At 63.6% G+C, this 21,426-nt stretch carries 16 protein-coding genes and 1 pseudogene; 8 read left to right on the top strand and 9 right to left on the bottom strand.

Annotated features, from left to right (window positions below; translation table 11 throughout):
• Positions 1-103 precede the first annotated feature (103 nt).
• Complete coding sequence (polA, locus tag AKL28_RS06520; protein WP_050467297.1) at positions 104-2,872, bottom strand: DNA polymerase I; 2,769 nt, start codon at positions 2,870-2,872, stop codon at positions 104-106.
• Here polA and AKL28_RS06515 point away from each other — a divergent pair, their 5' ends adjacent.
• The 5 genes from AKL28_RS06515 to AKL28_RS06495 all read left to right on the top strand — a co-directional run bounded on the left by AKL28_RS06515 (position 2,873) and on the right by AKL28_RS06495 (position 7,948).
• Positions 2,873-3,619, top strand: a complete 747-nt coding sequence (locus tag AKL28_RS06515) for an LOG family protein (protein ID WP_050467296.1) — start codon at positions 2,873-2,875, stop codon at positions 3,617-3,619. It abuts the gene before it with no gap.
• Between the two features lie 158 nt (positions 3,620-3,777).
• On the top strand, positions 3,778-4,224 hold the full coding sequence (locus tag AKL28_RS06510) for a hypothetical protein (protein ID WP_050467295.1): 447 nt from the start codon (positions 3,778-3,780) through the stop codon (positions 4,222-4,224).
• A 198-nt stretch (positions 4,225-4,422) separates the two neighbouring features.
• On the top strand, positions 4,423-5,403 hold the full coding sequence (locus AKL28_RS06505) for a homoserine kinase (RefSeq protein WP_050467294.1): 981 nt from the start codon (positions 4,423-4,425) through the stop codon (positions 5,401-5,403).
• 9 nt (positions 5,404-5,412) lie between these two features.
• The gene (locus AKL28_RS06500) at positions 5,413-6,216 is read left to right on the top strand and encodes a BPSS1780 family membrane protein (protein ID WP_050467293.1); all 804 of its coding nucleotides are present in this window, start codon (positions 5,413-5,415) and stop codon (positions 6,214-6,216) included.
• A gap of 169 nt (positions 6,217-6,385) precedes the next feature.
• Positions 6,386-7,948: a methyl-accepting chemotaxis protein gene (locus AKL28_RS06495; RefSeq protein WP_050467292.1), complete on the top strand. Its 1,563-nt coding sequence runs from the start codon at positions 6,386-6,388 to the stop codon at positions 7,946-7,948.
• Positions 7,949-8,030: 82 nt separating this feature from the next.
• On the opposite strand, the gene xylB is transcribed toward AKL28_RS06495, so the two are convergent.
• From xylB to AKL28_RS06460, 7 genes and pseudogenes are all read right to left on the bottom strand, one after another.
• Complete coding sequence (gene xylB, locus AKL28_RS06490; RefSeq protein ID WP_050467291.1) at positions 8,031-9,506, bottom strand: xylulokinase; 1,476 nt, start codon at positions 9,504-9,506, stop codon at positions 8,031-8,033.
• 61 nt (positions 9,507-9,567) lie between these two features.
• A complete protein-coding gene (gene dalD / locus AKL28_RS06485; protein ID WP_050467290.1) occupies positions 9,568-11,007 on the bottom strand; it encodes a D-arabinitol 4-dehydrogenase in 1,440 nt (479 codons plus the stop codon).
• Positions 11,008-11,036: 29 nt separating this feature from the next.
• Positions 11,037-12,158 carry an ABC transporter ATP-binding protein gene (locus tag AKL28_RS06480; RefSeq protein WP_050467289.1) on the bottom strand — a complete coding sequence of 374 codons (1,122 nt, stop codon included), beginning with the start codon at positions 12,156-12,158 and terminating at the stop codon, positions 11,037-11,039.
• A gap of 46 nt (positions 12,159-12,204) precedes the next feature.
• Entirely contained in the window at positions 12,205-12,933 is a 729-nt protein-coding gene (locus AKL28_RS06475; RefSeq protein WP_050467288.1) for an HAD family hydrolase, read from the bottom strand.
• Positions 12,933-13,715 (bottom strand): annotated as a pseudogene (locus AKL28_RS06470) (carbohydrate ABC transporter permease); the annotation flags it as partial. The pseudogene AKL28_RS06470 and the gene AKL28_RS06475, both read right to left, overlap by 1 nt.
• A 29-nt stretch (positions 13,716-13,744) precedes the next feature.
• Complete coding sequence (locus tag AKL28_RS06465; RefSeq protein ID WP_414735690.1) at positions 13,745-14,716, bottom strand: carbohydrate ABC transporter permease; 972 nt, start codon at positions 14,714-14,716, stop codon at positions 13,745-13,747.
• A 154-nt stretch (positions 14,717-14,870) separates the two neighbouring features.
• Positions 14,871-16,220: an ABC transporter substrate-binding protein gene (locus AKL28_RS06460; protein ID WP_050467286.1), complete on the bottom strand. Its 1,350-nt coding sequence runs from the start codon at positions 16,218-16,220 to the stop codon at positions 14,871-14,873.
• 312 nt (positions 16,221-16,532) lie between these two features.
• Here AKL28_RS06460 and AKL28_RS06455 point away from each other — a divergent pair, with 312 nt between their 5' ends.
• Together AKL28_RS06455 and AKL28_RS06450 are read left to right on the top strand one after the other, a co-directional pair.
• The gene (locus tag AKL28_RS06455) at positions 16,533-17,498 is read left to right on the top strand and encodes a sugar-binding transcriptional regulator (RefSeq protein WP_050467285.1); all 966 of its coding nucleotides are present in this window, start codon (positions 16,533-16,535) and stop codon (positions 17,496-17,498) included.
• Positions 17,499-17,522: 24 nt separating this feature from the next.
• A complete protein-coding gene (locus AKL28_RS06450) occupies positions 17,523-18,428 on the top strand; it encodes a carbohydrate kinase family protein (RefSeq protein WP_050467284.1) in 906 nt (301 codons plus the stop codon).
• 28 nt (positions 18,429-18,456) lie between these two features.
• Here AKL28_RS06450 and AKL28_RS06445 read toward each other — a convergent pair whose 3' ends face one another.
• Positions 18,457-20,733 (bottom strand): UvrD-helicase domain-containing protein, encoded by a 2,277-nt coding sequence (locus AKL28_RS06445; protein WP_050467283.1) that lies wholly within the window; start codon positions 20,731-20,733, stop codon positions 18,457-18,459.
• Positions 20,734-20,862: 129 nt separating this feature from the next.
• Between AKL28_RS06445 and aroQ the strand changes: the two genes are divergently transcribed.
• A complete protein-coding gene (gene aroQ / locus AKL28_RS06440) occupies positions 20,863-21,423 on the top strand; it encodes a gamma subclass chorismate mutase AroQ (protein WP_050467282.1) in 561 nt (186 codons plus the stop codon).
• Positions 21,424-21,426: the final 3 nt, after the last annotated feature.

Below are 21,426 nucleotides of genomic sequence, written 5' to 3'. Positions count from 1 at the left end.
GGTGTCTTGCCGTTTGTTCTGGCCGGTATGCCATGTGTACTTGCAGGGCCGGCTTATTCGAATGGCATGATTCTTTTGTTATACAACTTATGCCAGATGGAAATTAATGCGCCTCGTCCCAATTCTTACCGATTCCGACCTCTGCTAGCAAGGGGACTTTCAGTTCCGCAACATTTTTCATCAGTTCCGGCAGCTTTTCACGCACCCGTTCCAGTTCTTGTTGCGGGACTTCCAACACCAGTTCGTCGTGCACCTGCATGATCATGCGCGTGTCCAGCTTTTCCGATTCCAGCCAGCCCTGTACCGCAATCATCGCCAGCTTGATCAGATCGGCGGCGGTGCCCTGCATTGGTGCGTTGATCGCCGCACGTTCGGCGCCCTGGCGGCGCGGGCCGTTGGGCGAGTTGATTTCGGGCAGCCACAGGCGGCGGCCGAACACGGTTTCGACGTAACCGCGCGCCTTGGCCTGCATGCGCGTCTCGTCCATGTAGCGCTTCACGCCGGAGAACCGCTGAAAATATTTGTCGATGTACATCTGCGCAGCGGAACGCTCGATGCCGAGGTTGCCAGCCAGGCCGAAGGCGCTCATGCCGTAGATCAGGCCGAAGTTGATCACCTTGGCGTAGCGGCGCTGCTCGGACTCGACCTTGTCAGGCGCAATGCCGAAGATCTCGGCGGCGGTGGCGCGGTGGATGTCTTCGCCGTCGGCGAAGGCCTTGAGCATGTTTTCGTCTTCCGAGATGTGCGCCATGATGCGCAGTTCGATCTGCGAATAGTCGGCCGAGACGATCACGCTGCCCTCCGGCGCCACGAAGGCTTCGCGGATACGGCGGCCTTCGGCGGTGCGGGTGGGGATGTTCTGCAGGGTGGGATCGTTGGAGGCCAGACGGCCGGTCACCGCCACTGCCTGCGCATAGTTGGTATGCACGCGGCCGGTGTCCGGGTTGACCATCTTGGGCAGCTTGTCGGTATAGGTCGACTTCAGCTTGGCCAGGCCGCGGTAATCGAGCAGCACCTTGGGCAACGGATAATCCTCGGCCAGCTTTTGCAGCACTTCCTCGTCGGTCGACGGCGCGCCGGAGGCGGTCTTCTTCACGGGCGGCAGCTCCAGCTTGCCGAACAGGATCTCGCCGAGCTGCTTGGGCGAGTTCAGGTTGAACGGCTGGCCGGCCAGGTCGTAGGCCTGCTGCTCGATCTCCAGCATGCGCTTGCCAAGGTCGTTCGATTGCTGCGCCAGGCGTTCGCTGTCGATCAGCACGCCGTTGCGCTCGATCTTCTGCAGCACCACCGAGGTCGGCACTTCGATCTTCTCGTAGATGAAACGCAGCTTGTCGTCGTGCTCGATCTGCGGCCACATGGCGTGATGCAACGCCAGCGTGACATCGGCGTCTTCGGCCGCGTATTCGGTGGCGCGGTCGATCGCCACTTCATTGAAGCCGATCTGCGATGCGCCCTTCCCGCACACTTCGGTATAGGTGATGGTCTTGCGGTCGAGGTGGCGCGCGGCGAGGCTGTCCATGTCATGCGTGCGGTGCGACTCGAACACATAGGACTCCAGCAGCGTGTCGTGCTTGATCCCGGCGACCTGGATGCCGTAGTTGGCAAAGATGTGGCTGTCGTATTTCAGGTTCTGGCCGAGCTTGGGCTTGGAAGGATCTTCCAGCCAGGGCTTGAGCTTTGCGAGCACGTGGTCGCGCGCCAGTTGCGGCGGCGCATCCTGGTAGTTGTGGCCGACCGGGATGTAAGCCGCGCGGCCCACCTCGCAGCACAGCGAGATGCCGACCATCTCGGCCCGCATCGCTTCCAGCGAGGTGGTTTCGGTATCGACCGCGGTCAGCGCGGCGGCATCGATGACGGCGATCCATTTGTCCAACTGCTCGTCGGTCAGCACGGTCTCGTACTCGGTGGGCGCAGCCGGCGCAAACAGGCCGCTTTGGGCCGGTCCATCGGCCGCAGCGGAAGCACCGGCAGCAGGCGCCGCGGCCGTTGGCGCAGCGCCGGACGAACTGGCGTCTTCACTGATTTCGCGCAGCCAGGTACGGAAGTTGTAGCGGGTGAACAGATCCTTGAGCACGGCCTTGTCCTGCGGCGCCATGGTCAGCGACTCCAGGATGGACACCATGTGCGCAGACAGGTCGCAGTCGGTCTTCACCGTCACAAGCACCCGGCCCTGCGGCAGCCAGTCCATGGCACGGCGCAAGTTGTCGCCGACCACGCCGGTGATCTTGTCGGCATTGGCCATCACGCCATCCAGCGAACCGTAGGCGGTCAGCCATTTGACCGCCGTCTTCGGTCCGCATTTTTCGACGCCGGGGACATTATCGACGGTGTCGCCGATGAGGCTGAGATAATCCACGATACGATCCGGCGGCACGCCGAATTTCTCGGTCACGCCTTTGATGTCCAATATCTCGTTGCTCATGGTGTTGACCAGCGTGACATGCTCGTTGACCAGCTGCGCCATGTCCTTGTCGCCGGTGGAGACGATGATGTCGAGCCCGGCGGCGGTGGCCTGCACCGACAGCGTACCGATGACATCGTCGGCCTCGATGCCTTCGACCATCAGGATCGGCCAGCCCAGCGCGCGCACCGCGGCATGGATGGGTTCGATCTGCAGCACCAGGTCTTCCGGCATCGACTTGCGGGTGGCCTTGTAATCGGGATAGAGATCGTCGCGGAAGGTCTTCCCCTTGGCATCGAACACACAGGCGACGTAACTTGCGGGATAATCGTTACGCAGTCGGCGCAGCATATTGATGATGCCGTACAGCGCACCGGTGGGCGCGCCTTCCGCGTTACGCATATCGGGCAGGGCATGGAACGCGCGATACAAGTAACTGGAACCATCAACTAACAACAAGGTTTTTTGCATATGGAACAAAGAGGAAAAAAAGTACCGCGACTGCGGGAAGTGAACGACATTGAACGCGCGACGGCAAAGAAGGCGCGTGAGTCGTGGCATGTACTCACGATTATGGCAGAATTCATTGAATCGACCGAACGCCTGTCTGAGCTGCGTCCCGCCGTTTCCATCTTCGGTTCCGCCCGCACCAAGCCCGAAGATCCGCACTACGCGCTGTGCATCGACATCGCACGCCGCCTGTCCGATGCGGGCTACGCGGTCATCTCCGGTGGCGGCCCCGGCATCATGGAAGCGGCCAACAAGGGCGCCTTCGACGGCGCCTCGCCTTCGGTGGGCCTGAACATCGAACTGCCCCATGAGCAGCACGGCAACGGCTGGCAGGACATCTCGCTGTCCTTCCGCCACTTCTTCGCCCGCAAGGTGGCCTTCGTCAAGTACGCCGACGCCTATGTGGTGCTGCCGGGCGGCTTCGGCACGCTGGATGAGCTGACCGAAGCCCTGACCCTGATGCAGACCGGCAAGTCGCGCCTGATGCCGGTGATCCTGGTGGGCAGCCAGTTCTGGGCCGGCCTGATCGACTGGATCAAGACCCGCCTGGTCGATGACGGCATGATCTCGCCCAAGGACCTGAACCTGCTGCAGGTCATCGACGATCCGGCCGAGGTCGTCAAGGCCATCCAGAAATTCCATGAAGAGAAGGAAAAACCGGCTGACAGCCACGTCGAAATCGAGCGGCAAAGCGGTATGTTCCTGTAATTCCGGAACAATCCGGCAGCCAGCCCACGCCCCCAAGCGTGGGCTTTTTCACGACTGGTGTTGCAACAAAGGCTTTTTCCGCATTGAAACGCGGCAAGCCCGGAACGATGGTTTGCTACAATGGCCTAAAACAAACACCACTCCTTTCCTAAAAGATCATGAAACCAACCAACGTCTGGTCCAAAGAGTCCCTGGCTGCCGCCTTGCTGTGCGCCGTTGCCGGCCTGGCTGCCCCGCTGGCCGTGGCGCAGCAGCCCCAGCAGGCGCCTTCCGCCCAGCCGGCTCCGCCGCCTCCCGAGCTGGAAAAGCTGGAAGAAGGCGAACCGCCAGCCGTGACCATCCGCAAGCCGGGCGATGACGGCAACAGCAGCGGTAACAGCATCAAGGAACACCGCGACCACGGCCAGACCAAGGAAATCGAAGTCAAGTCCGGCCCCAGCACCTATTACCTGCGCCCCAACCAGAACGTTGGCAGCTCGACCCCGGGCGACGCCCAGAGCGGTCCGCCGACCAGCGCGCAATGGAAGGTGGGCGAGTTCGACTGGGGCGTCAAGAAGCAGCCCCAGCAGGACGGCACCGGCACCGACAACGGCGGCAACAAGTAATATCGACCGGCAACACCTGGCCAGCGGCCGTTGTTCCGGCCGGCTGGACTCCAAAGGCACGCCCGGCGCAGCAATACATGGCCGGATTCAGGGATAAGGGAAACCCGGCTGCATGGCCCGGTTTCCCGGTGTTCGCAAGGCCGCTCCAACGACGGCCAACGCGGCACATCAGCAAGCACCACTTCATTCACTTTCGTCATGGCAGTCTTTACACCGGTCAGTCTGGAACAGCTCTCCGACTGGATCAAACAATTCCCGCTTGGCAAAGCCACCTCGATCAAGGGCATTTCTTCCGGCATCGAGAACAGCAATTTCTTCATCGGCACGGAGCGCGGCGAGTACGTGCTGACCCTGTTTGAAAAACTGCATATCGAGCAATTGCCGTTCTACCTGGAACTGATGCGCCACCTGGCGCAGCGCGGTATCCCGGTGCCGGCGCCGGTGCCCAACGACCGCGGCGCCATCGCCAACCTGCTCAATGACAAGCCGGCGGCCATCGTCAGCAAACTGGAAGGCGAATCGCAACTCGATCCGCAGCCGGTGCACTGCGCCTCGCTGGGCGGCATGCTGGCGCGCATGCACATGGCAGCCCAGGACTTCAAGATCATGCAGCCCAACCTGCGCGGCCTGGCATGGTGGCTAGAGACCACGCCGGCGGTGCTGCCCTTCCTGCCGGTCGAACTGGGACGCCTGCTGGCCGATGAAGTGCAATACCAAAAGGATTTCGCCGCGACCGCGACTTACCGCGCCCTGCCGCGCGGGCCGGTGCACGCCGACCTGTTCCGCAACAATGCCATGTTCACCGGCGACCAGCTCTCCGGCATCTTCGACTTTTACTTCGCCGGCTGCGACACCTGGCTGTTCGACCTGGCGGTAACGGTCAACGATTGGTGCGTGGACCTGGACAGCGGTGTGCTCGATATCGAACGCACCGAGGCGATGCTGGCGGCCTACCGCGCGGTACGGCCGTTTTCGGACGCCGAGAACCAGGCCTGGCAGCCCATGCTGCGTGCGGCCGCGCTGCGCTTCTGGCTGTCGCGCCTGTTTGATTACTACATGCCGCGCGAGGCCGAGATGCTCACGCCGCATGATCCTACGCATTTCGAACGCATCCTGCGGCTGCGCATCGGGGAGGCGCCGCCGGCGCTGTCGCCGGTTTCGCCGCAGCTCCCCTCATAATCGAGCGATATGGAAAAAATTCCCGCAAAAGACGGCTGGCTCTGGGTCAAGCAAGGCTTTTCGCTGTTTCGCAAGCAACCGGCCGAGATGTCCACGCTGTTCCTGTCCTACATGTTCCTGATGCTGGCGCTGGGGCTCATCCCGGTGCTCGGCCAGATAATGCCGCTGATCCTGATCCCGGTGTTTGCGATGTCATTCATGCAAGCCTGCGCACAGATCGAAAAGGGCCAGCGCGTCTATCCGAACCTGCTCCTCATCGCTTTCCGCGACCCGGCCCGCAACACCCTGCTCAAGCTGGGCCTGCTCTACCTGCTGGCCGCCACGCTGGTGGTCGCCATCTCTGCGCTGGCCGACGGCGGGATATTCTGGAAAGCCATGATGGGCGGCGGACTGGAGGCCAAGGACCTGGAGAGCGCCGCCGGCAGCATGCGCATGGCCATGCTGGTCGCCGCCGCGCTGTACGTGCCGGCAGCCATGGCCTTCTGGTATGCGGCGCCGCTGATCATGTGGCAAAAAATGCCGCTGGGGAAAGCGCTGTTCTACAGCTTCTTCACCGTACGCCGCGCCGGTGCTGCCTTCCTGCTGTATGCGCTGGCCTGGATCGTGATTGCAGTCATGGTGCCGACACTGATCAGCCTGGCCATCAGCTTGCTGACCGGCAGCATCAATGCCGTCATCTTCATTCTGCTGCCAATCTCAATAATATTGACGGTAGTCATGTACTGCTCTTTTTACCCGACATACACTGCAGTCTTCGGAAAACCCCAGAACGGGTCAGGCGATCCGGCACAGGCAAGCGACCAACCCTACTGATGATGCGGTAAGGCGCCCGTGCCGGTTCGCCGGCACCATGGCTGGCGCCTGAGCATCTGGCGTTCACACCGGGAAATGTGAACGCCGCCGCCCGCATGCGCAACTCGCGCTTGCCGGCCGCCAGGCAGTTTTCATTCAGATTCAGAGCTTCTCTATACGGGAGTAACAGATGCGCATGAACATGCCGGTCAGCGGCGTGGAACGCCTGCTTGTCGATGGCAAGGCGATCGTTTCAAAGACCGACCTCAAGGGCAATATCACCTACGTCAATCCTTACTTCATCGAAATCAGCGGTTTCGATGAAGGCGACTTGCTGGGTGCGCCGCAAAACATCATCCGCCATCCCGATATGCCCGGCGAAGCCTTTGCCGACATGTGGGCCACCATCAAGGGCGGCACGCCCTGGACCGGGCTGGTCAAGAACCGCAGCAAGAACGGCGACCACTATTGGGTATGCGCCAACGTCACCCCCATCCGTGAAAATGGACAGGTGGTCGGCTACATGTCGGTACGCACCAAGCCCGACCGCGCCTCGGTCGCCGCCGCCGAAAAACTCTATGCCTCGATCCGCCGCGGCAAAGCCAAGGGCATCGCCTTGCATCGCGGGGAAGTCGTGCGTACCGGCCTGGCCGGCTGGATCGGCAAACTGGCGCACATCCAGCTCGGCACACGCATCAACCTGTGCATGGGTTCCATGCTGGCCATCCAGCTGGCGGTGATGTTCGTCAGCTTCGCCACACTGCACCAATGGTGGATCGGCGGCCTGGCCGCCGCGTCCGGCCTGATCAGCATATTGCTGTGGGTGGCCCTGCGCAGCGCACTGATCAAGCCGCTGCGCCAGGCGCTCGAGGTTACCCACTCCATCACCGGCGGCGACCTCTCTTCCCGCATCGAGACCGTCCGGCATGATGAGCTGGGCCATCTGCTGGGTGCGCTGCGCCAGATGAATGTCAACCTCACGGCCATCATCGGAGACGTACGCGCCAACGTGGAAAGCATCAATATCGCCACGCGCGAAATCGCGTCCGGCAACCTGGACCTGTCGCGCCGCACCGAAGCGCAAGCGGCCAACATCGAGGAAACCGCATCGAGCATGCAGCAACTGGCGTCAACGGTGAAACAAAACGCCGAACACGCGCTGCAGGCCAACCAGCTGGCCGGCTCCGCCTCATCGATCGCGACCAAGGGCGGCGATGTGGTAGCCAGCACCGGGGCCACGATGAATGAGATCAGCGACTCCTCCAACAAGATCGTCGACATCATCAGCCTGATCGACAGCATCGCCTTCCAGACCAACATCCTGGCCTTGAACGCAGCAGTGGAAGCCGCACGCGCCGGGGAACAAGGACGCGGCTTTGCGGTGGTGGCCTCGGAAGTGCGCAGCTTGGCGCAGCGTTCGGCGGGCGCCGCCAAGGAGATCAAGAAACTGATCGATGACTCCGTGGAAAAGGTCGCGGTGGGCAACCGCCAGGTCGAGGACGCGGGCAACACCATGCGCGAGATCGTCAATTCGGTGCAGCGCGTGTGCGGCATCATGGGCGAAATCAGCGAAGCTACGCTGCAGCAAAGCGCGGGCATCGGCCAGGTGCACGAAGCGGTGACGCAGATGGATGCCGGCACCCAGCAAAACGCAGCGCTGGTGGAAGAAGCCGCAGCGGCTGCAGCCAGTCTGGAAGAGCAGACCATGCGGCTGCTGCAGGCTGTGTCGGTATTCAAGTTCAGCAAGAAGTAAACCGGCACGGCATCAAGACAAACGCCACTGGGCCCTGACGCAAGCCGGGACCCAGTGGCGTTTTCACATCCGTCGACGGATTTCAGCCGCCCTCTTCTCCCTGCAAGGGCGGATACGGCGCATAGATATCGCGATAACGCTGCAGCCTCACCAGCAACGCAGCATGCCGGCGCGCATCCGGCTCAAACGATGCCAACTGTTCCGGTTTGCGGCAGACTTCCGCCTCTGCGCCGCCATCGGCCAGCCAGGCCAGGCGCGCTGCCCCCAATGCTCCGCCGGCTTCGCTGCCGACATGGGTGACGATGCGCACGTTGAGCGCATCGGCAATCAATTGCGCCCAGTAGGCGCTGCGCGCGCCGCCGCCCACCAGCGAGAGCTGGCTGACACCGGTACCGGCCACACGCAGGGCATCCAGGCCATCGACCATGCCGAAGGCCACGCCTTCCAGCACCGCATAACCCAGCGCGGCGCGCTGGTGGTCCGGCGACAGGCCGTGGAACACGCCGAGCGCATAAGGATCGTTGTGCGGCGTGCGTTCGCCGGACAGGTACGGCAGGAACAAGGGCGCGTTGGCCAGTTGCTCCGCATCGAGCTGCTCGATTTCGGCCAGCAGGCTTTTCTCATCAACCGAACACAGGCGGCAGAACCAGCGCAGGCAACTGGCCGCCGACAGCATCACGCTCATCTGGTGCCAGCGTTGCGGCAGCGTATGGCAAAAGGCATGGATGGCGCGCGCCGGGTTGGGACGGAAGCGGTCGTTGACCACGAACAGCACGCCTGAGGTACCCAGCGAAAGAAAACCGTCACCCGGATTGACCGCGCCAATGCCCACCGCGCTGGCCGCACCGTCACCGGCGCCCCCGGCCACGATCACACCGTCCTTCAGCCCCCAGGCCCGCGCCACTGCCGGCAGCAGCGTGCCGGACGCAGCGCTGCCGTCCACCAGCGCCGGCATCTGGTCGCGCCGCATGCCGCTGGCGGCCAGCAGTTCGTCGGACCAGTTGCGCCCTTCCACATCCAGCCACAAGGTGCCGGCCGCATCCGACGGGTCGGACACCTTGCGTCCGGTCATCTGCAACCGCAACCAATCCTTGGGCAACAGCACGGTGGCGATGCGGGCGAACAGCGCCGGCTCGTGATGCGCCACCCACATCAGCTTGGGTGCGGTAAAACCGGGCATGGCCAGGTTGCCGGCGATGCCGTGCAGGAGCGGCGCGCGGCGCGTCAGCTCGGCGCACTCCGGCGCGCTGCGCGAATCGCTCCACAGGATGGCCGGGCGCAACACATCGTTGTGTTCGTCCAGCAGTACGGCGCCGTGCATCTGGCCCGAAAGGCCGATGGCGCGCACGCCGGCAAAACGTTCCTCCCCCAGCTGCGTGCGCAGCTTGGCCACGGTGTCGCAGGTAGCTTGCCACCAATCGGCCGGCGCCTGCTCCGACCAGCGCGGGTGCGGACGCGACACGTTCAGCGCGCTGCCGGCCAGCGCCAGCAATGCGCCGTCGCCGCCGATCACCACCGCTTTGACTTCCGACGTACCCAGGTCGATACCGAGATACATGGCTCTCCTCTTTTTTCATTGTTAGATGGCAATTCTATGATGCCTTGGGCCATATGACGGCCTATTTGTTTCCGCCCGCCAGCCATTGCCTGACATGGTCCACACCTTCACGCACAAGGGCAAGCAGACGCCCGTCGCCGGCCTGCTCGCCCCACAGTACCGCGTCGTCGCAGAAGGCCCTGACAGGATCGGCCGCCGACAGCATGGCGCGCGCAGCAGCCGGATCGAAAATGCCGTCCTGATACTCGTAAGGCAGCCCACCATCGTTCCAGCGCTGCAAGAACACGAAGAACAGCGCCGGCAACATGGCCGTGGCACGCGGTACGCGGCCGGCTTCCAGGCTCTCCTGCAGCGTCGGCCGGATGAAACCGGGGATCTTGGAATAGCCATCGGCCGCCACGCGCTGGTTGGTGTCCTGGATGGCCGGGTTGCCGAAGCGCGCCAGCGTGGTATCGCGATAGGCGGCCAGGTCGAGCGGGCTGGGCGTCAGGCACGGGATCACATCCTGCGTTACGTAATCGTAGGCCATCTGGCGGATGTCGTCGCGCTGCGTGCCCTCGTGGATGTACTGCAATCCGGCCAGCGTGCCGGCCCAGGCGATGCAGCTATGGCTGGCATTGAGGATGCGGATCTTGGCCTCCTCGTAGGGCAGCACCGATTCCACCATCTCGACGCCGGCCCGCTCCAGGCGCGGACGGCCGGCCTTGAAGTCGTCCTCGATTACCCACTGGATGAACGATTCACCCATCAGCGCGCAGGGGTCGTCCATACCGATGACGGCCTTGACGCGCTCGGCCACGGCCGGGGTCGGGCGCGGCGTGATGCGGTCGACCATGGCGTTGGGGCTGGTAGTGCAGCGCTCCACCCAATCGGCCAATTGCGTCTCCCCGCGCAGCGCCAGGAACTGCAGCAGGCCGTCGCGGAAGCGTTCGCCGTTGTGGCGCAGGTTGTCGCAGTTGAGCAGCGTCAGCCCGGCTTGCGGATAGGCCGCGCGGCGCGCCTGCAGGATCGCGGCGATGGCGCCATAGATGGTGCGCGGGCGGCCGCTGCCGTCGAGCGCGCAGCGCAGGTCGTCGGCCAGGTCGATGTTGGTGGTATCGAGCTTGTGATGGTGGTCGAGGTAGTAACCGCCCTCGGTCACGGTGAAGGAGATGATGCGTGTACGCTCTTCGGCGCCGACGGCAATCAACTGCGCGAGGTGCTCATCCCAGGGGATGATGCGGCCGATGGCATTGATCGTCTGGTAGCTGCGCTCGCCCTGCGGGGTGACGGTCTCCAGCGTGTAGCGGCCGTGCTGACGCGCCAGTGCATCCAGCAGCGGCCTCATATCAGCGCGGATGTTGGCCAGCGCCAGTTGCCAGCGGCGGTCGGCGCCGCTCTCGCGCAGGGCGTTGAGGTAGACCGCCTGGTGGGCGCGGTGGAAGGAGCCGGCGCCGATGTGCAGCCAGGTCATGCTGTCCTCGGCGTCCTTGATCTGGGTGGAGGTGGCTGTGCTTGTCATGCCGTTTCCTTGTTCGTTGCTGCGATGGTTCAGTGCTGCACTGCGGACGCCGCGGATGCTGCGGCCAGGCGCGGCAACGCACGGCCGTCCTCGCGGAACAGGTGGCAGCGCGCCGGATCGGCGGCCAGGCCGAGCATGCTGCCATGCGCCAGGTTGAGGCTGTCGGGTACGCGCAGGATCAGCGCTTCATCGGCGCCTTCATAGGCCGCGTAAAGGTAGGAGAAATCGCCCAGCAATTCCAGCGCCGTGAAGCGTGCCAGCAGCGCCGCCTGCCCTTGGGCAATGTTGAGGTGTTCGGGGCGCACACCCAGCGTCACCTTCTCGCCGGATTGCAGGCCGGTGCCGTCAACCATCGCCAGTTGCTGAGCGCCGCCGTACAACTGCACCAGTACGCCACCGGCCTGCACCGACACTACCGTGCCATCGATGAAGTTCATCTTGGGCGAACCGATGAAGCTTGCGACGAAACGGTTGGCCGGATGATGGTACAGCTGCTGGGGCGAACCGACCTGCTCGATGCGCCCCTCGGACAGCACCACGATCTTGTCGGCCAGCGTCATCGCCTCGATCTGGTCGTGGGTGACGTAGATCATGGTGGTCTTGAGGTCGTCGTGCAGCTTGGCGAACTCCAGGCGCATCTTCACGCGCAGCGCGGCGTCGAGGTTGGACAGCGGTTCGTCGAACAGGAACACGCTCGGCTGGCGCGTGATGGCGCGGCCGATCGCCACACGCTGGCGCTGGCCGCCGGACAGCGCACGCGGCTTGCGGTCGAGCAGGTGGTCGATGTGCAAGATCTTGGCGGCGTGCTGCACGGCCGCGTCGATCTCGGCCTTGGACTTGCCCGCGATCTTCAGGCCGAAGGCCATGTTGTCGTACAGGCTCATGTGCGGATACAGCGCATACGACTGGAACACCATCGCCACGCCGCGCTTGGAGGCAGGCACATCGTTCATGCGGCGTGTGCCGATGTCGAGGTCGCCGTCGCTGATGTCTTCCAGGCCGGCGATCATGCGCAGCAAGGTCGACTTGCCGCAGCCCGATGGCCCGACGAAGACCACGAACTCGCCGTCCTCGATCTCCAGGTTGATGTCGCGCATGACTTCGTTGTCTTCGTAGCGCTTGGCCAGATTTCTGATGCTTACGGCTGCCATGTGTTTCTCCTCTTTCTCTTCAATCATCTCAATCGTCGATGCGCCTTTAGCGCAGCCAGACCAGTTCGCAGATCAACTGCGGAAACTGCTTCATGTCGTCGAACACCTTACTGGCGCCGGCCGCCAGCAACTGGCGCGCCATCGCCTTGCGGTCGTGCGCCACGCCGGCGAACCCCAGCACATGCATGCCGGCTGCGGCCGCCGCACGCACGCCGGTAACGCTGTCGTCGACCGCCACGCAGCGCGCCGGATCGATGCCGAAACCGGCTGCGGCCGCCAGGTAGACATCGGGCGCCGGCTTGGGCTTGCCTACATCGTGCGCGCTGTAGATGCGTCCCTCGAACTGCGCGTACAAACCGCAGCGGCGCAGCCCGCTCTCGATGCGCGGGGCATCGCTGTTGCTGGCCACCGCGCGCGGCAGGCGGATCGCTTGCAGGGCTTCGGCGATGCCCGGCACCGGCTGCGCTTCCTCGCCGCAGGCGCGGCCGACGCTTTCATGCAGGTGTTCGACCTGCTGCACGCTCAAACCCAATTCGAATTCGGCATCGACCTCATCGAGCAGCAGGTCGGTATACATGCCAAGACGGTTGGCGATGGCCGCATGCAAGGCGGCGCTGCGGCTTTCCTCATCGGAATAGGCGGCATCGCCGGCAGCCAGCGCCGGCAGCAGCGGCAACAGTTCGCGGTGCAGTACGCGCAGCGCGATGCTTTCGCTGTCGAGCAGCACGCCGTCGCAGTCGCACACCAGATGGGTGATGGATTGCCGCGTCATCATCACTTCACCGCGCCGAAGGTGAGGCCGCGCACCAGTTGTTTCTGCGCCAGCCAGCCGAGCGCCATGATGGGTGCGATCGCCAATAGCGAAGCGGCCGACAGCTTGGCCCAGAACAACCCTTCCGGATTGGAGTAAGAAGCGATGAATACCGTCAGCGGCGCGGCATTGACGCTGGTCAGGTTGAGGCTCCAGAAGGCCTCGTTCCAGGACAGGATGATCAGCAGCAGCGCCGTCGAGGCCAGGCCCGGCATGGCAGTGGGCAGCAGCAGGTAGACCATCTCCTGCCAGGCGTTGGCGCCGTCGATGCGCGCCGCTTCCAGGATTTCCTTGGGCACGTCGTTGAAGTAGGTGAAGGCCATCCACACCGCGATGGGCAGGTTGATCAGCGTGTAGATCAGGGTCAGGCCGGAGACGGTGTCGAGCATGCCGCTGTTCTTGGCCAGCAGGTAGATCGGGATCAGCACGCCGACGGCCGGCATCATCTTGGTCGACAGCATCCACAGCAGCAGCTTCTGGGTGCGGCCGGTCGGAAAGAAGGCCATCGAGTACGCGGCCGGCACCGCCAGCAGCAGACTCAGGATGGTCGATCCCAGCGAGACGATCAGCGAGTTCTGCACGAAGGCAAGATAGTTGCTGCGCCCGAAGACCTCGCGGAAGGTATCCAGCGTGGGCAGGAAAAACAAGGTGGGTGTGTAGGCCTGGTGCTCGGTCTTGAAGGCAGTGATTGCCACCCAGAAGATCGGGAAGAACAGGATGATGGCGCAGGTCCATGCCAGTACGCCGACCCACCAGGGGCTTTTCTTTTGTTCGCTCATTTCTCGTTCGCTCCTTTGAGGTTCCTGGCCAGCATGCGCACCAGGAAGAAAGACACGATATTGGCCAGCACCACGGCGATGATGCCGCCGGCCGAGGCGATGCCGATGTCGAACTGCTGCAGGCCGATGGAGTAGACCAGGTAGGTCAGGTTGGTGGTGGCGGTGCCGGGGCCGCCGGCGGTAGTAGTGAAGATCTCGGCGAATACCGAAAGCAGGAAGATGGTCTCGATCATGATCACCACCGTGATGGCGCGCTTCAGGTGCGGCAGCACGATGTAGAAGAAGATGCGGATGGGGCCGGCGCCGTCGAGCTGGGCGGCTTCCTTCTGGTCGTTATCGAGCGACTGCAGCGCGGTCAGCAAGATCAGGAAGGCGAACGGGATCCACTGCCAGGCGACGATCATGATCACCGACAGCATCGGGTATTCGGCCAGCCAGTCGACCGGCTCCAACCCGAGGTGGCGCATGACGAAAGCCAGCATGCCGTAGACCGGATGCATGATCATGTTCTTCCAGATCAGCGCGGCGACTGTGGGCATCACGAAGAACGGGCCGATCACCAGCAGGCGCGCGATGCCGCGGCCGCGGAAAGGCTGGTCGAACAGCACCGCCAGCAGGGTGCCGCCGATCACGCTGATGGCCAGCACCGAACCGATCAGCAGCGCGGTGTTGCCGATCGAGGGCCAGAACGCCGGGTCTTCCAGCAGGAACTGATAGTTCTCCAGCCCGACGAAGCCGGTCTGGTCGGGCGCCATCAGGTTGTAGCGATTGACCGAGAACCAGATGGTCATGGCCAGCGGCACGATCATCCAGGCCAGCAGGATCAGCACCGATGGCGTTTGCAGCAGGCGGATCGGATTGAAGCGCTGCGGCGCGCTTGCCCGGCCGGCGGCCTTGATGGCGCGCGGCGGCGTGCGGGGGTCGGAGGTCGGTTGGCTCTGCATGGCAGGAGGATGGATGGGGTGGATCGATGACATGGCGGCCTCGGCGAATCGGGACAATCAGGGCAGTCTGACGCGGCGCATGCGCGCCAGGTCGGCCGGGGGGCAGTCGGCCGTTCCTTCAAGGTTCAGAAGGAACGGGCCGCGTTGCGAGGAACTGCGTTGATGACGCCTATTTGAATTACTTGATGTAGCGGCCCTGGCGCATCATGCGCACGGCCTGGGCTTGCGCTGCATCCAGCGCGGCATCCGAGGTGGTCTTGCCGGCCAGCGCACCGGCGATGGCCTGGCCGGTCACGGTGCCGATCGACTGGAACTCGGGGATGGTCGCGAACTGCACACCGGTATAAGGCACCGGCTTGACGGTCGGGTTATTGGCATCGGCGGTCTGGATCGCATCGAGCACGAAGTCGGAGAACGGCGACACTTTCTTGTACTCGGCAGAAGCATAGGTCGAGGTGCGGGTACCCGGCGGCACCAGTGCCCAACCGCTGTCCTTGGCGACCAGGTTGATGTATTCCTTGGAGGTGGCCCAGGCGGCGAACTTCCTGGCGGCATCCTGCGACTTGGAGGACTTCGGCACTGCCAGCGACCAGATCCACAACCAGTGCGAACCCTTGTCGGTCGCGGCGACCGGCGCCGGCGCGAAAGCGGTCTTGTCGGACACCTTGGAATCCTTGCCGTGGTACAGCATGCCGGCAGCCACGGTGGCGTCCACCCACATGCCGCACTTGCCGCTGGAGAACAGCACCAGGTTTTCGTTGAAGCCGTTGGAGCTGGCGCCCGGCGGACCGTACTTGCGCATCAGGTCGACATAGAAGGCGACCGATTTTTTCCATTCCGGCGAAGACAGCTGCGGCTGCCACTTCTCGTCGAACCAGCGTCCGCCCCAGGCATTGGCCATGGTGGTGATGATCGCCATGTTCTCGCCCCAGCCGGCGCGCCCGCGCAGGCAGATGCCGTAGATACCCTTGGCCGGGTCGTGCAGCTGTGCGGCCAGCTTGGCGACTTCGTCCCAGGTCGGGCGCTCGGGCATGGTCAGCTTCTTCTGCTCGAACAGGTCCTTGCGGTAGTAGGTCATCGAGCTTTCGGCATAGAACGGCAGCGCGTACAGCTTGCCGTCCACCGTCAGGCCCTCGCGCACCGGCTTGATCAGGTCGGCCTCGTCGTAGTCGGCCGGCAAGCCGGTCATCGGCGCCAGCCAGCCCTTCTTGGCCCAGATCGGCGCTTCATATGCACCGATGGTCATCAGGTCGAACTGGCCGCTGTTGGTGGCGATGTCGGTGGTCAGACGCTGGCGCAGCACGTTTTCTTCCATCGTGACCCAGCGCAGCTTGATGTCGGGATTGGCTTTTTCGAACTGCGGCGCCAGCTTCTGCAGTTCGATCATGTCAGGGTTGTTGATCGACGCAATGTTCAGGGTGACCGGTGCGGCCTGGGCCGCGGTGGACAGGAACAGTACGGAAATGACGGCGGCGGTCGCGCTAAGGCGAACGCTGGAACGGGTAATACAGCGGGCAATGCTGTGCATGTTTGTCTCCATGGTTTTATGGGCCGCCGGCTCACTTCCCCCGGGCGCCGGGCAAGGTTTCGCGCCTGGCTGTCGTGCGTATTCCGAACGGCTGGTTTTGAGCTTTTTATATTTTTATGAGCAAATAATCAGACATCCATCAACGCTTGTCAAGCATTTGTAATTTAATTGAGCAAATGCCCAAATTTGTGAATAATGGAATGGTAAGACTCGCCGTAAAATGGCGGCGCTGCAACACCAAAGAAGCTGTTCCAAGACCATCACCGCATTACCAACATAGCTGCCGCCCATGCCGCGGCACACGAGGAGAACATGTCATCTGGCGCATCCAAACTTGACCTGGCGGCACGCGCCGCCTGGATGTATTACGTGGCGGGCAACACCCAGAATGAAATCGCGGAACGGCTGGGCATCTCGCGCCAGATGGCGCAGCGCATGGTGGCCTACGCCGGCGCGTCCAACCTGGTGAAGGTGCAGATCACCCATCCGGTCTCGTCCTGCCTGGAACTGGCGCAAGGCCTGCAGGAGCGCTACGGCTTGCAGGTATGCCGCGTGGTGCCGGGCGCGGGCGGCAGCGACAATCCCAACGAATCGCAGGAAATACAGCAGATGCTGGCCGTGGCCGGGGCCGAGCTGATGGACCAATACCTCAGCTCGGCAACGCCGCTGGTGGTCAACGTCGGCTCCGGCCGCACGCTCAAGGCCGCTATCGAAAAGATCACCGAAATCGACCGCCCGCAGCACCAGATCGTGTCCATGATCGGCGCTTTCGCCTCGGACGGTTCGGCCAACCGCTATGACGTGGCGCTGCAGGCCGCGGAAAAGCTGCAGGCACGCTTTTATCTTCTGCCCGCGCCGCGCGTCGCGGAAAGCGAAAACGACCGCAAGCAATGGTGCAATCACCGCGCCTACAAGATCGTCGCCGGTCTGGCCGAACGTGCCGATGTCACCTTCCTCGGCATCGGCACCATCGCCCTGCAGGGTGCGATGCATGAAGACGGCTTTATCGACGACGCTGAAGTGGCGCAATTGCAAAAGCAAGGCGCGGTAGGCGAAATGATCTGCCACGCCTTCGACATCGAAGGCCGCATGCTGGCCACGACGCTGGCCTCGCGCATCACCACGCCGCCGCTGGCGGCCCGCCCGGCGCATCCGGTGATCGCCTTCGCCGGCGGCAGCAAGAAGGCCGAGGCGGTACGGGCTGCGCTGCGCGGCGGACGGCTGACCGGACTGGTGACCGATGAGGTGTGCGCGCGCCATGCCTTGCAGGATGACTAAGAACTTACATTCCGGAGACCCCGCATGACCCAGCCCGCAGAATTCGTCGTATTCGGCGAAGCCCTGACCGACTTCATCCGCCAAAGCGATGGCCAATGGCGCGCCATGCCCGGCGGCGCCTGCTGGAATGTGGCGCGTGCGGCTTCGCGCCTGGGTGTGCCGACCGGCTATGCCGGCAGCGTCAGCGCCGATGTGTTCGGCCAGGAGCTGCACGCGCTCACGCGCGAAGCCGGGCTCGACATGCGCTTCACCCAGCAGTACGCCAAGGCGCCGCTGCTGGCGATGGTCACCTCCACTACCCCGCCCGATTATTTCTTCATCGGCGACGACAGCGCCGACCTGCACTTCGACCCCGAGCGCCTGCCGGCCGGGTGGATGGACCAGGCGCGCGTGCTGCACTTCGGCTGTATCAGCCTCACCCGCGAACCGCTGGCTTCGCGCCTGCTGCAAGTGGCCAAGGCCGGCGCCATGCGCAACAAGAAGATCGCCTTCGATCCCAACTGGCGCAAGCTGATGGATAACCCGTCCTACCGCATCCTGTTGCGCGAATTGCTGGCGCTGTCGGATTACGTCAAGGTCTCGGACGAGGATCTGGAAAGGCTATTCCCCGGCGACGGCAACGCGCTGGCCACGCTGCAAGGCATGGCGCCGAAGGCCGAGATCCTGCTCACGCTGGGCGCGCAGGGGATGCGATGGATCAAGGGAGAACAGGCGATCGAACAGCCCGCTTACAAAGTGGAAGTAATCGACACCGTGGGCTGCGGCGATGCCTCCATGGGCGGCTGGATCGCCAGCCAGCTGCGCCAGCCGGATGCGCCGGCGCAGACCCACTTGCAGTGTGCAGCGGCTGGGGCGGCTATTGCAGCATCCAAGGCCGGGGCTTATGCGGCGACCTGGGATGAGGTGCAGGCGATGATCGGGCGCGGCTGAGCGGCACGCCGCCCAACCGTCGACCAGCTCAAACCTTCTCCAGCTTCGCCACCGACAAATCCAGCAGCTTCATGCCGAACTTGCCGAAGTTGATGTGCGCACGGGTGGCCCCGCCACCGCCTTCGATGTTGACGATCACGCCCTCGCCGAACTTGGCATGCGCCACATTCTGGCCGATGCGCCAGCCCGAATCGGAACGCGAAAAATTCTGCGCGATCCTGTTGTTGCCGGACTCCGGCGCATCATCCCAGGCCGACTTCGGATGTGCGAACCAGTTGTTCTTCTGCACCTTCGGCGAGAGCCACTTGATGGCATCCTCAGGCAACTCGTCGAAGAAGCGCGAGCGCATGTTGTAGCGCGTCTGGCCGTGCAGCATGCGGGTCTGCGAGAAGGTCATGAACAGGCGCTTGCGCGCACGCGTGATGGCCACGTACATCAGGCGGCGTTCCTCTTCCACGCCGCCGTCTTCCTTGGCGCTGTTCTCGTGCGGGAACAGGCCCTCTTCCAGCCCGGTGATGAACACCGCATCGAACTCCAGGCCCTTGGCCGAGTGCACCGTCATCAGCTGCAGCGCATCCTGGCCGGCTTGCGCCTGGTTGTCGCCGGCTTCCAGTGAAGCATGCGAAAGGAAAGCCGACAGCGGCGACATGATGGTCACCAGCGGCGCATCGGCATCGATCACTTCGACGCCGTCGGCGGTAGTGATCGCCGTGCCGGCGGTGGCTTGCGCCTGCGGGCCGAGGAAGGCCGGGGCATCCAGGCCGTATCCTTCTTCCGAGACGAACAACGTCGCCGCGCTGACCAACTGCTCCAGGTTTTCGATGCGGTCGGCGCCTTCCTTCTCGTTGCGGTAATGCGTAATCAGGCCCGACAGCTCCAGCACCACCTTGACCGTTTCCGGCAGGGGCAGGTGCTGGGTTTCGAAGCGGGCGCCCTCGATCAACTTGACGAAGGCATTGAGCGACGAGCCGGCCTTGCCGGCGACATACGGCACGGCCGCATACAGCGAGCAGTTGTACTGGCGCGCCGCATCCTGCAACGACTCCATCGCCTTGGCGCCGATACCGCGGGTGGGAAAATTCACCACGCGCAAGAAAGCCGAGTCGTTGTGCAGGTTGTCCATCAGCTGCAGGTAGGCGATCGCGTGCTTGATTTCGGCGCGCTCGAAGAAGCGCTGGCCGCCGTAGACGCGGTAAGGAATCGCCGAGGAAAACAGCGCATGCTCCAGCACGCGCGACTGCGCGTTGGAACGGTAGAGGATCGCGATCTCGCTGCGGCCCCAGCCTTCGGCGATCAGGTCCTTGACCTGTTCGATGATCCATTGCGCTTCCTGCAGGTCGCTGCTGGCCTCGTACACGCGCACCTGCTCGCCGTGGCCGGCATCGGTGCGCAGGTTCTTGCCCAGGCGCTTGCTGTTGTTGGAGATCAGTTCGTTGGCGGTATCCAGGATGTGGCCGTGCGAGCGGTAGTTCTGCTCCAGCTTGATCAGGTTCTGCACGCGGAATTCGCGCTCGAAGGCCGACATGTTGCCCACGTTGGCGCCGCGGAAAGCGTAGATGCTCTGGTCGTCGTCGCCCACTGCGAACACTGCGCCATGCGGGCCGGCCATCAGCTTGAGCCACTTGTATTGCAGATCGTTGGTGTCCTGGAACTCGTCCACCAGGATGTGGCGGAAGCGCGCCTGGTAATGCTCGCGCAGCGGCTGGTTGCGCATGAGCAGTTCATAGGTGCGCAGCAGCAGTTCGGCGAAATCGACCACGCCCTCGCGCTGGCACTGCTGGTCGTACAGTTCGTAGAGTTCGACGAACTTGCGGTTGTAGTCGTCGTGCGCTTCCACGTCCTTCGCGCGCAGGCCCTGGTCCTTGGCGCTGTTGATGAAGTACATCAGGTTGCGCGGCGGGTACTTCTCGTCATCCACGTTCATCTGCTTGAGCAGGCGCTTGATGGCCGAGAGCTGGTCTTGCGAATCGAGGATCTGGAACGTCTGCGGCAGCCCGGCGTCCTTGTGGTGCGCCCGCAGCAGGCGGTTGCACAGGCCGTGGAAGGTGCCGATCCACATGCCGCGAGTATTGATGGGCAGCATGGCCGACAGGCGCGCGGTCATTTCCTTGGCGGCCTTGTTGGTGAAGGTCACCGCCAGGATGCCGGCCGGCGACACCTGCCCGGTCTGGACCAGCCAGGCGATGCGGGTGGTCAGCACGCGGGTCTTGCCGGAACCGGCGCCGGCCAGGATCAGCGCGGACTGCGCCGGCAGGGTCACGGCGGCCAATTGTTCTTCGTTGAGATTGTGGAGAAGATTTTGCATCCCGAGATTATAAGGCGGCGCGCTCCCCGGCGCGGCGCAAAGCTGGCTGGCGGACGCCGCGCTATACTTCCGTGCTCGTCCGCCGGCCGCGCCTGCGAACCTTTCTTAACCAGTTCTCCATAGCGTCCCATGCTTCGTTTGCGACTGATTTCCGCCCTGGCGGCAACCTTGCTGGTGGCCTGCAGCTCCGTCCCCACTGCACCGGCGTTCTCGACCCGTACCGACGTCAGCCAACTGCTGTCGCTGCAAAAGACCCGCCTCGATGTCGCCGCCCCGGTGGCGCGCAGCAAGTGGAATTCGCACGCACCGATCGACGATCCGGCGCGCGAGCAGGCAATTCTCGACAATGTCGGCGCACAGGCGCAAAAACTCGGGATAGACGCGCAATGGGCACGCAGTTTCTTCCAGGACCAGTTCGACGCAGGCAAGATCGTGCAGCGCGACCTGCATCGGCAATGGAAACTGGAGCATCGCCCGCCCTTCGCCAATCCGCCCGATCTCGCACATGAGGTAAGGCCGGTGCTGGACCGGCTGACGCCGGAGCTGCTGGCGGTGCTGGCGCGCCTGAACGGCCGCTGGTGCGAGCCTGATGTGGCGGGCGCCCTGGATGAGCTGGCGCCGGAAATCCTGGGTGCCGACTATGCGCCGCCGGTGCAGGAAAAGGCAACGCAGGCGCTGCGCTGCAGGTAATCA

This window comes from Herbaspirillum chlorophenolicum (assembly GCF_001189955.1).
Taxonomy (GTDB): domain Bacteria; phylum Pseudomonadota; class Gammaproteobacteria; order Burkholderiales; family Burkholderiaceae_D; genus Herbaspirillum; species Herbaspirillum chlorophenolicum.
Note: the sequence above shows the minus strand (reverse complement) of the source record. Positions and strands in the feature narration are given on the sequence as shown.

What these genes read in the sequence shown, in the direction of transcription:
- polA (WP_050467297.1), bottom strand. Translation starts at nt 2,872, where the DNA reads ATGCAAAAAACCTTGTTGTTAGTTGATGGTTCCAGTTACTTGTATCGC.
- AKL28_RS06515 (WP_050467296.1), top strand. Translation starts at nt 2,873, where the DNA reads ATGGAACAAAGAGGAAAAAAAGTACCGCGACTGCGGGAAGTGAACGAC.
- AKL28_RS06510 (WP_050467295.1), top strand. Translation starts at nt 3,778, where the DNA reads ATGAAACCAACCAACGTCTGGTCCAAAGAGTCCCTGGCTGCCGCCTTG.
- AKL28_RS06505 (WP_050467294.1), top strand. Translation starts at nt 4,423, where the DNA reads ATGGCAGTCTTTACACCGGTCAGTCTGGAACAGCTCTCCGACTGGATC.
- AKL28_RS06500 (WP_050467293.1), top strand. Translation starts at nt 5,413, where the DNA reads ATGGAAAAAATTCCCGCAAAAGACGGCTGGCTCTGGGTCAAGCAAGGC.
- AKL28_RS06495 (WP_050467292.1), top strand. Translation starts at nt 6,386, where the DNA reads ATGCGCATGAACATGCCGGTCAGCGGCGTGGAACGCCTGCTTGTCGAT.
- xylB (WP_050467291.1), bottom strand. Translation starts at nt 9,506, where the DNA reads ATGTATCTCGGTATCGACCTGGGTACGTCGGAAGTCAAAGCGGTGGTG.
- dalD (WP_050467290.1), bottom strand. Translation starts at nt 11,007, where the DNA reads ATGACAAGCACAGCCACCTCCACCCAGATCAAGGACGCCGAGGACAGC.
- AKL28_RS06480 (WP_050467289.1), bottom strand. Translation starts at nt 12,158, where the DNA reads ATGGCAGCCGTAAGCATCAGAAATCTGGCCAAGCGCTACGAAGACAAC.
- AKL28_RS06475 (WP_050467288.1), bottom strand. Translation starts at nt 12,933, where the DNA reads ATGATGACGCGGCAATCCATCACCCATCTGGTGTGCGACTGCGACGGC.
- AKL28_RS06460 (WP_050467286.1), bottom strand. Translation starts at nt 16,220, where the DNA reads ATGCACAGCATTGCCCGCTGTATTACCCGTTCCAGCGTTCGCCTTAGC.
- AKL28_RS06455 (WP_050467285.1), top strand. Translation starts at nt 16,533, where the DNA reads ATGTCATCTGGCGCATCCAAACTTGACCTGGCGGCACGCGCCGCCTGG.
- AKL28_RS06450 (WP_050467284.1), top strand. Translation starts at nt 17,523, where the DNA reads ATGACCCAGCCCGCAGAATTCGTCGTATTCGGCGAAGCCCTGACCGAC.
- AKL28_RS06445 (WP_050467283.1), bottom strand. Translation starts at nt 20,733, where the DNA reads ATGCAAAATCTTCTCCACAATCTCAACGAAGAACAATTGGCCGCCGTG.
- aroQ (WP_050467282.1), top strand. Translation starts at nt 20,863, where the DNA reads ATGCTTCGTTTGCGACTGATTTCCGCCCTGGCGGCAACCTTGCTGGTG.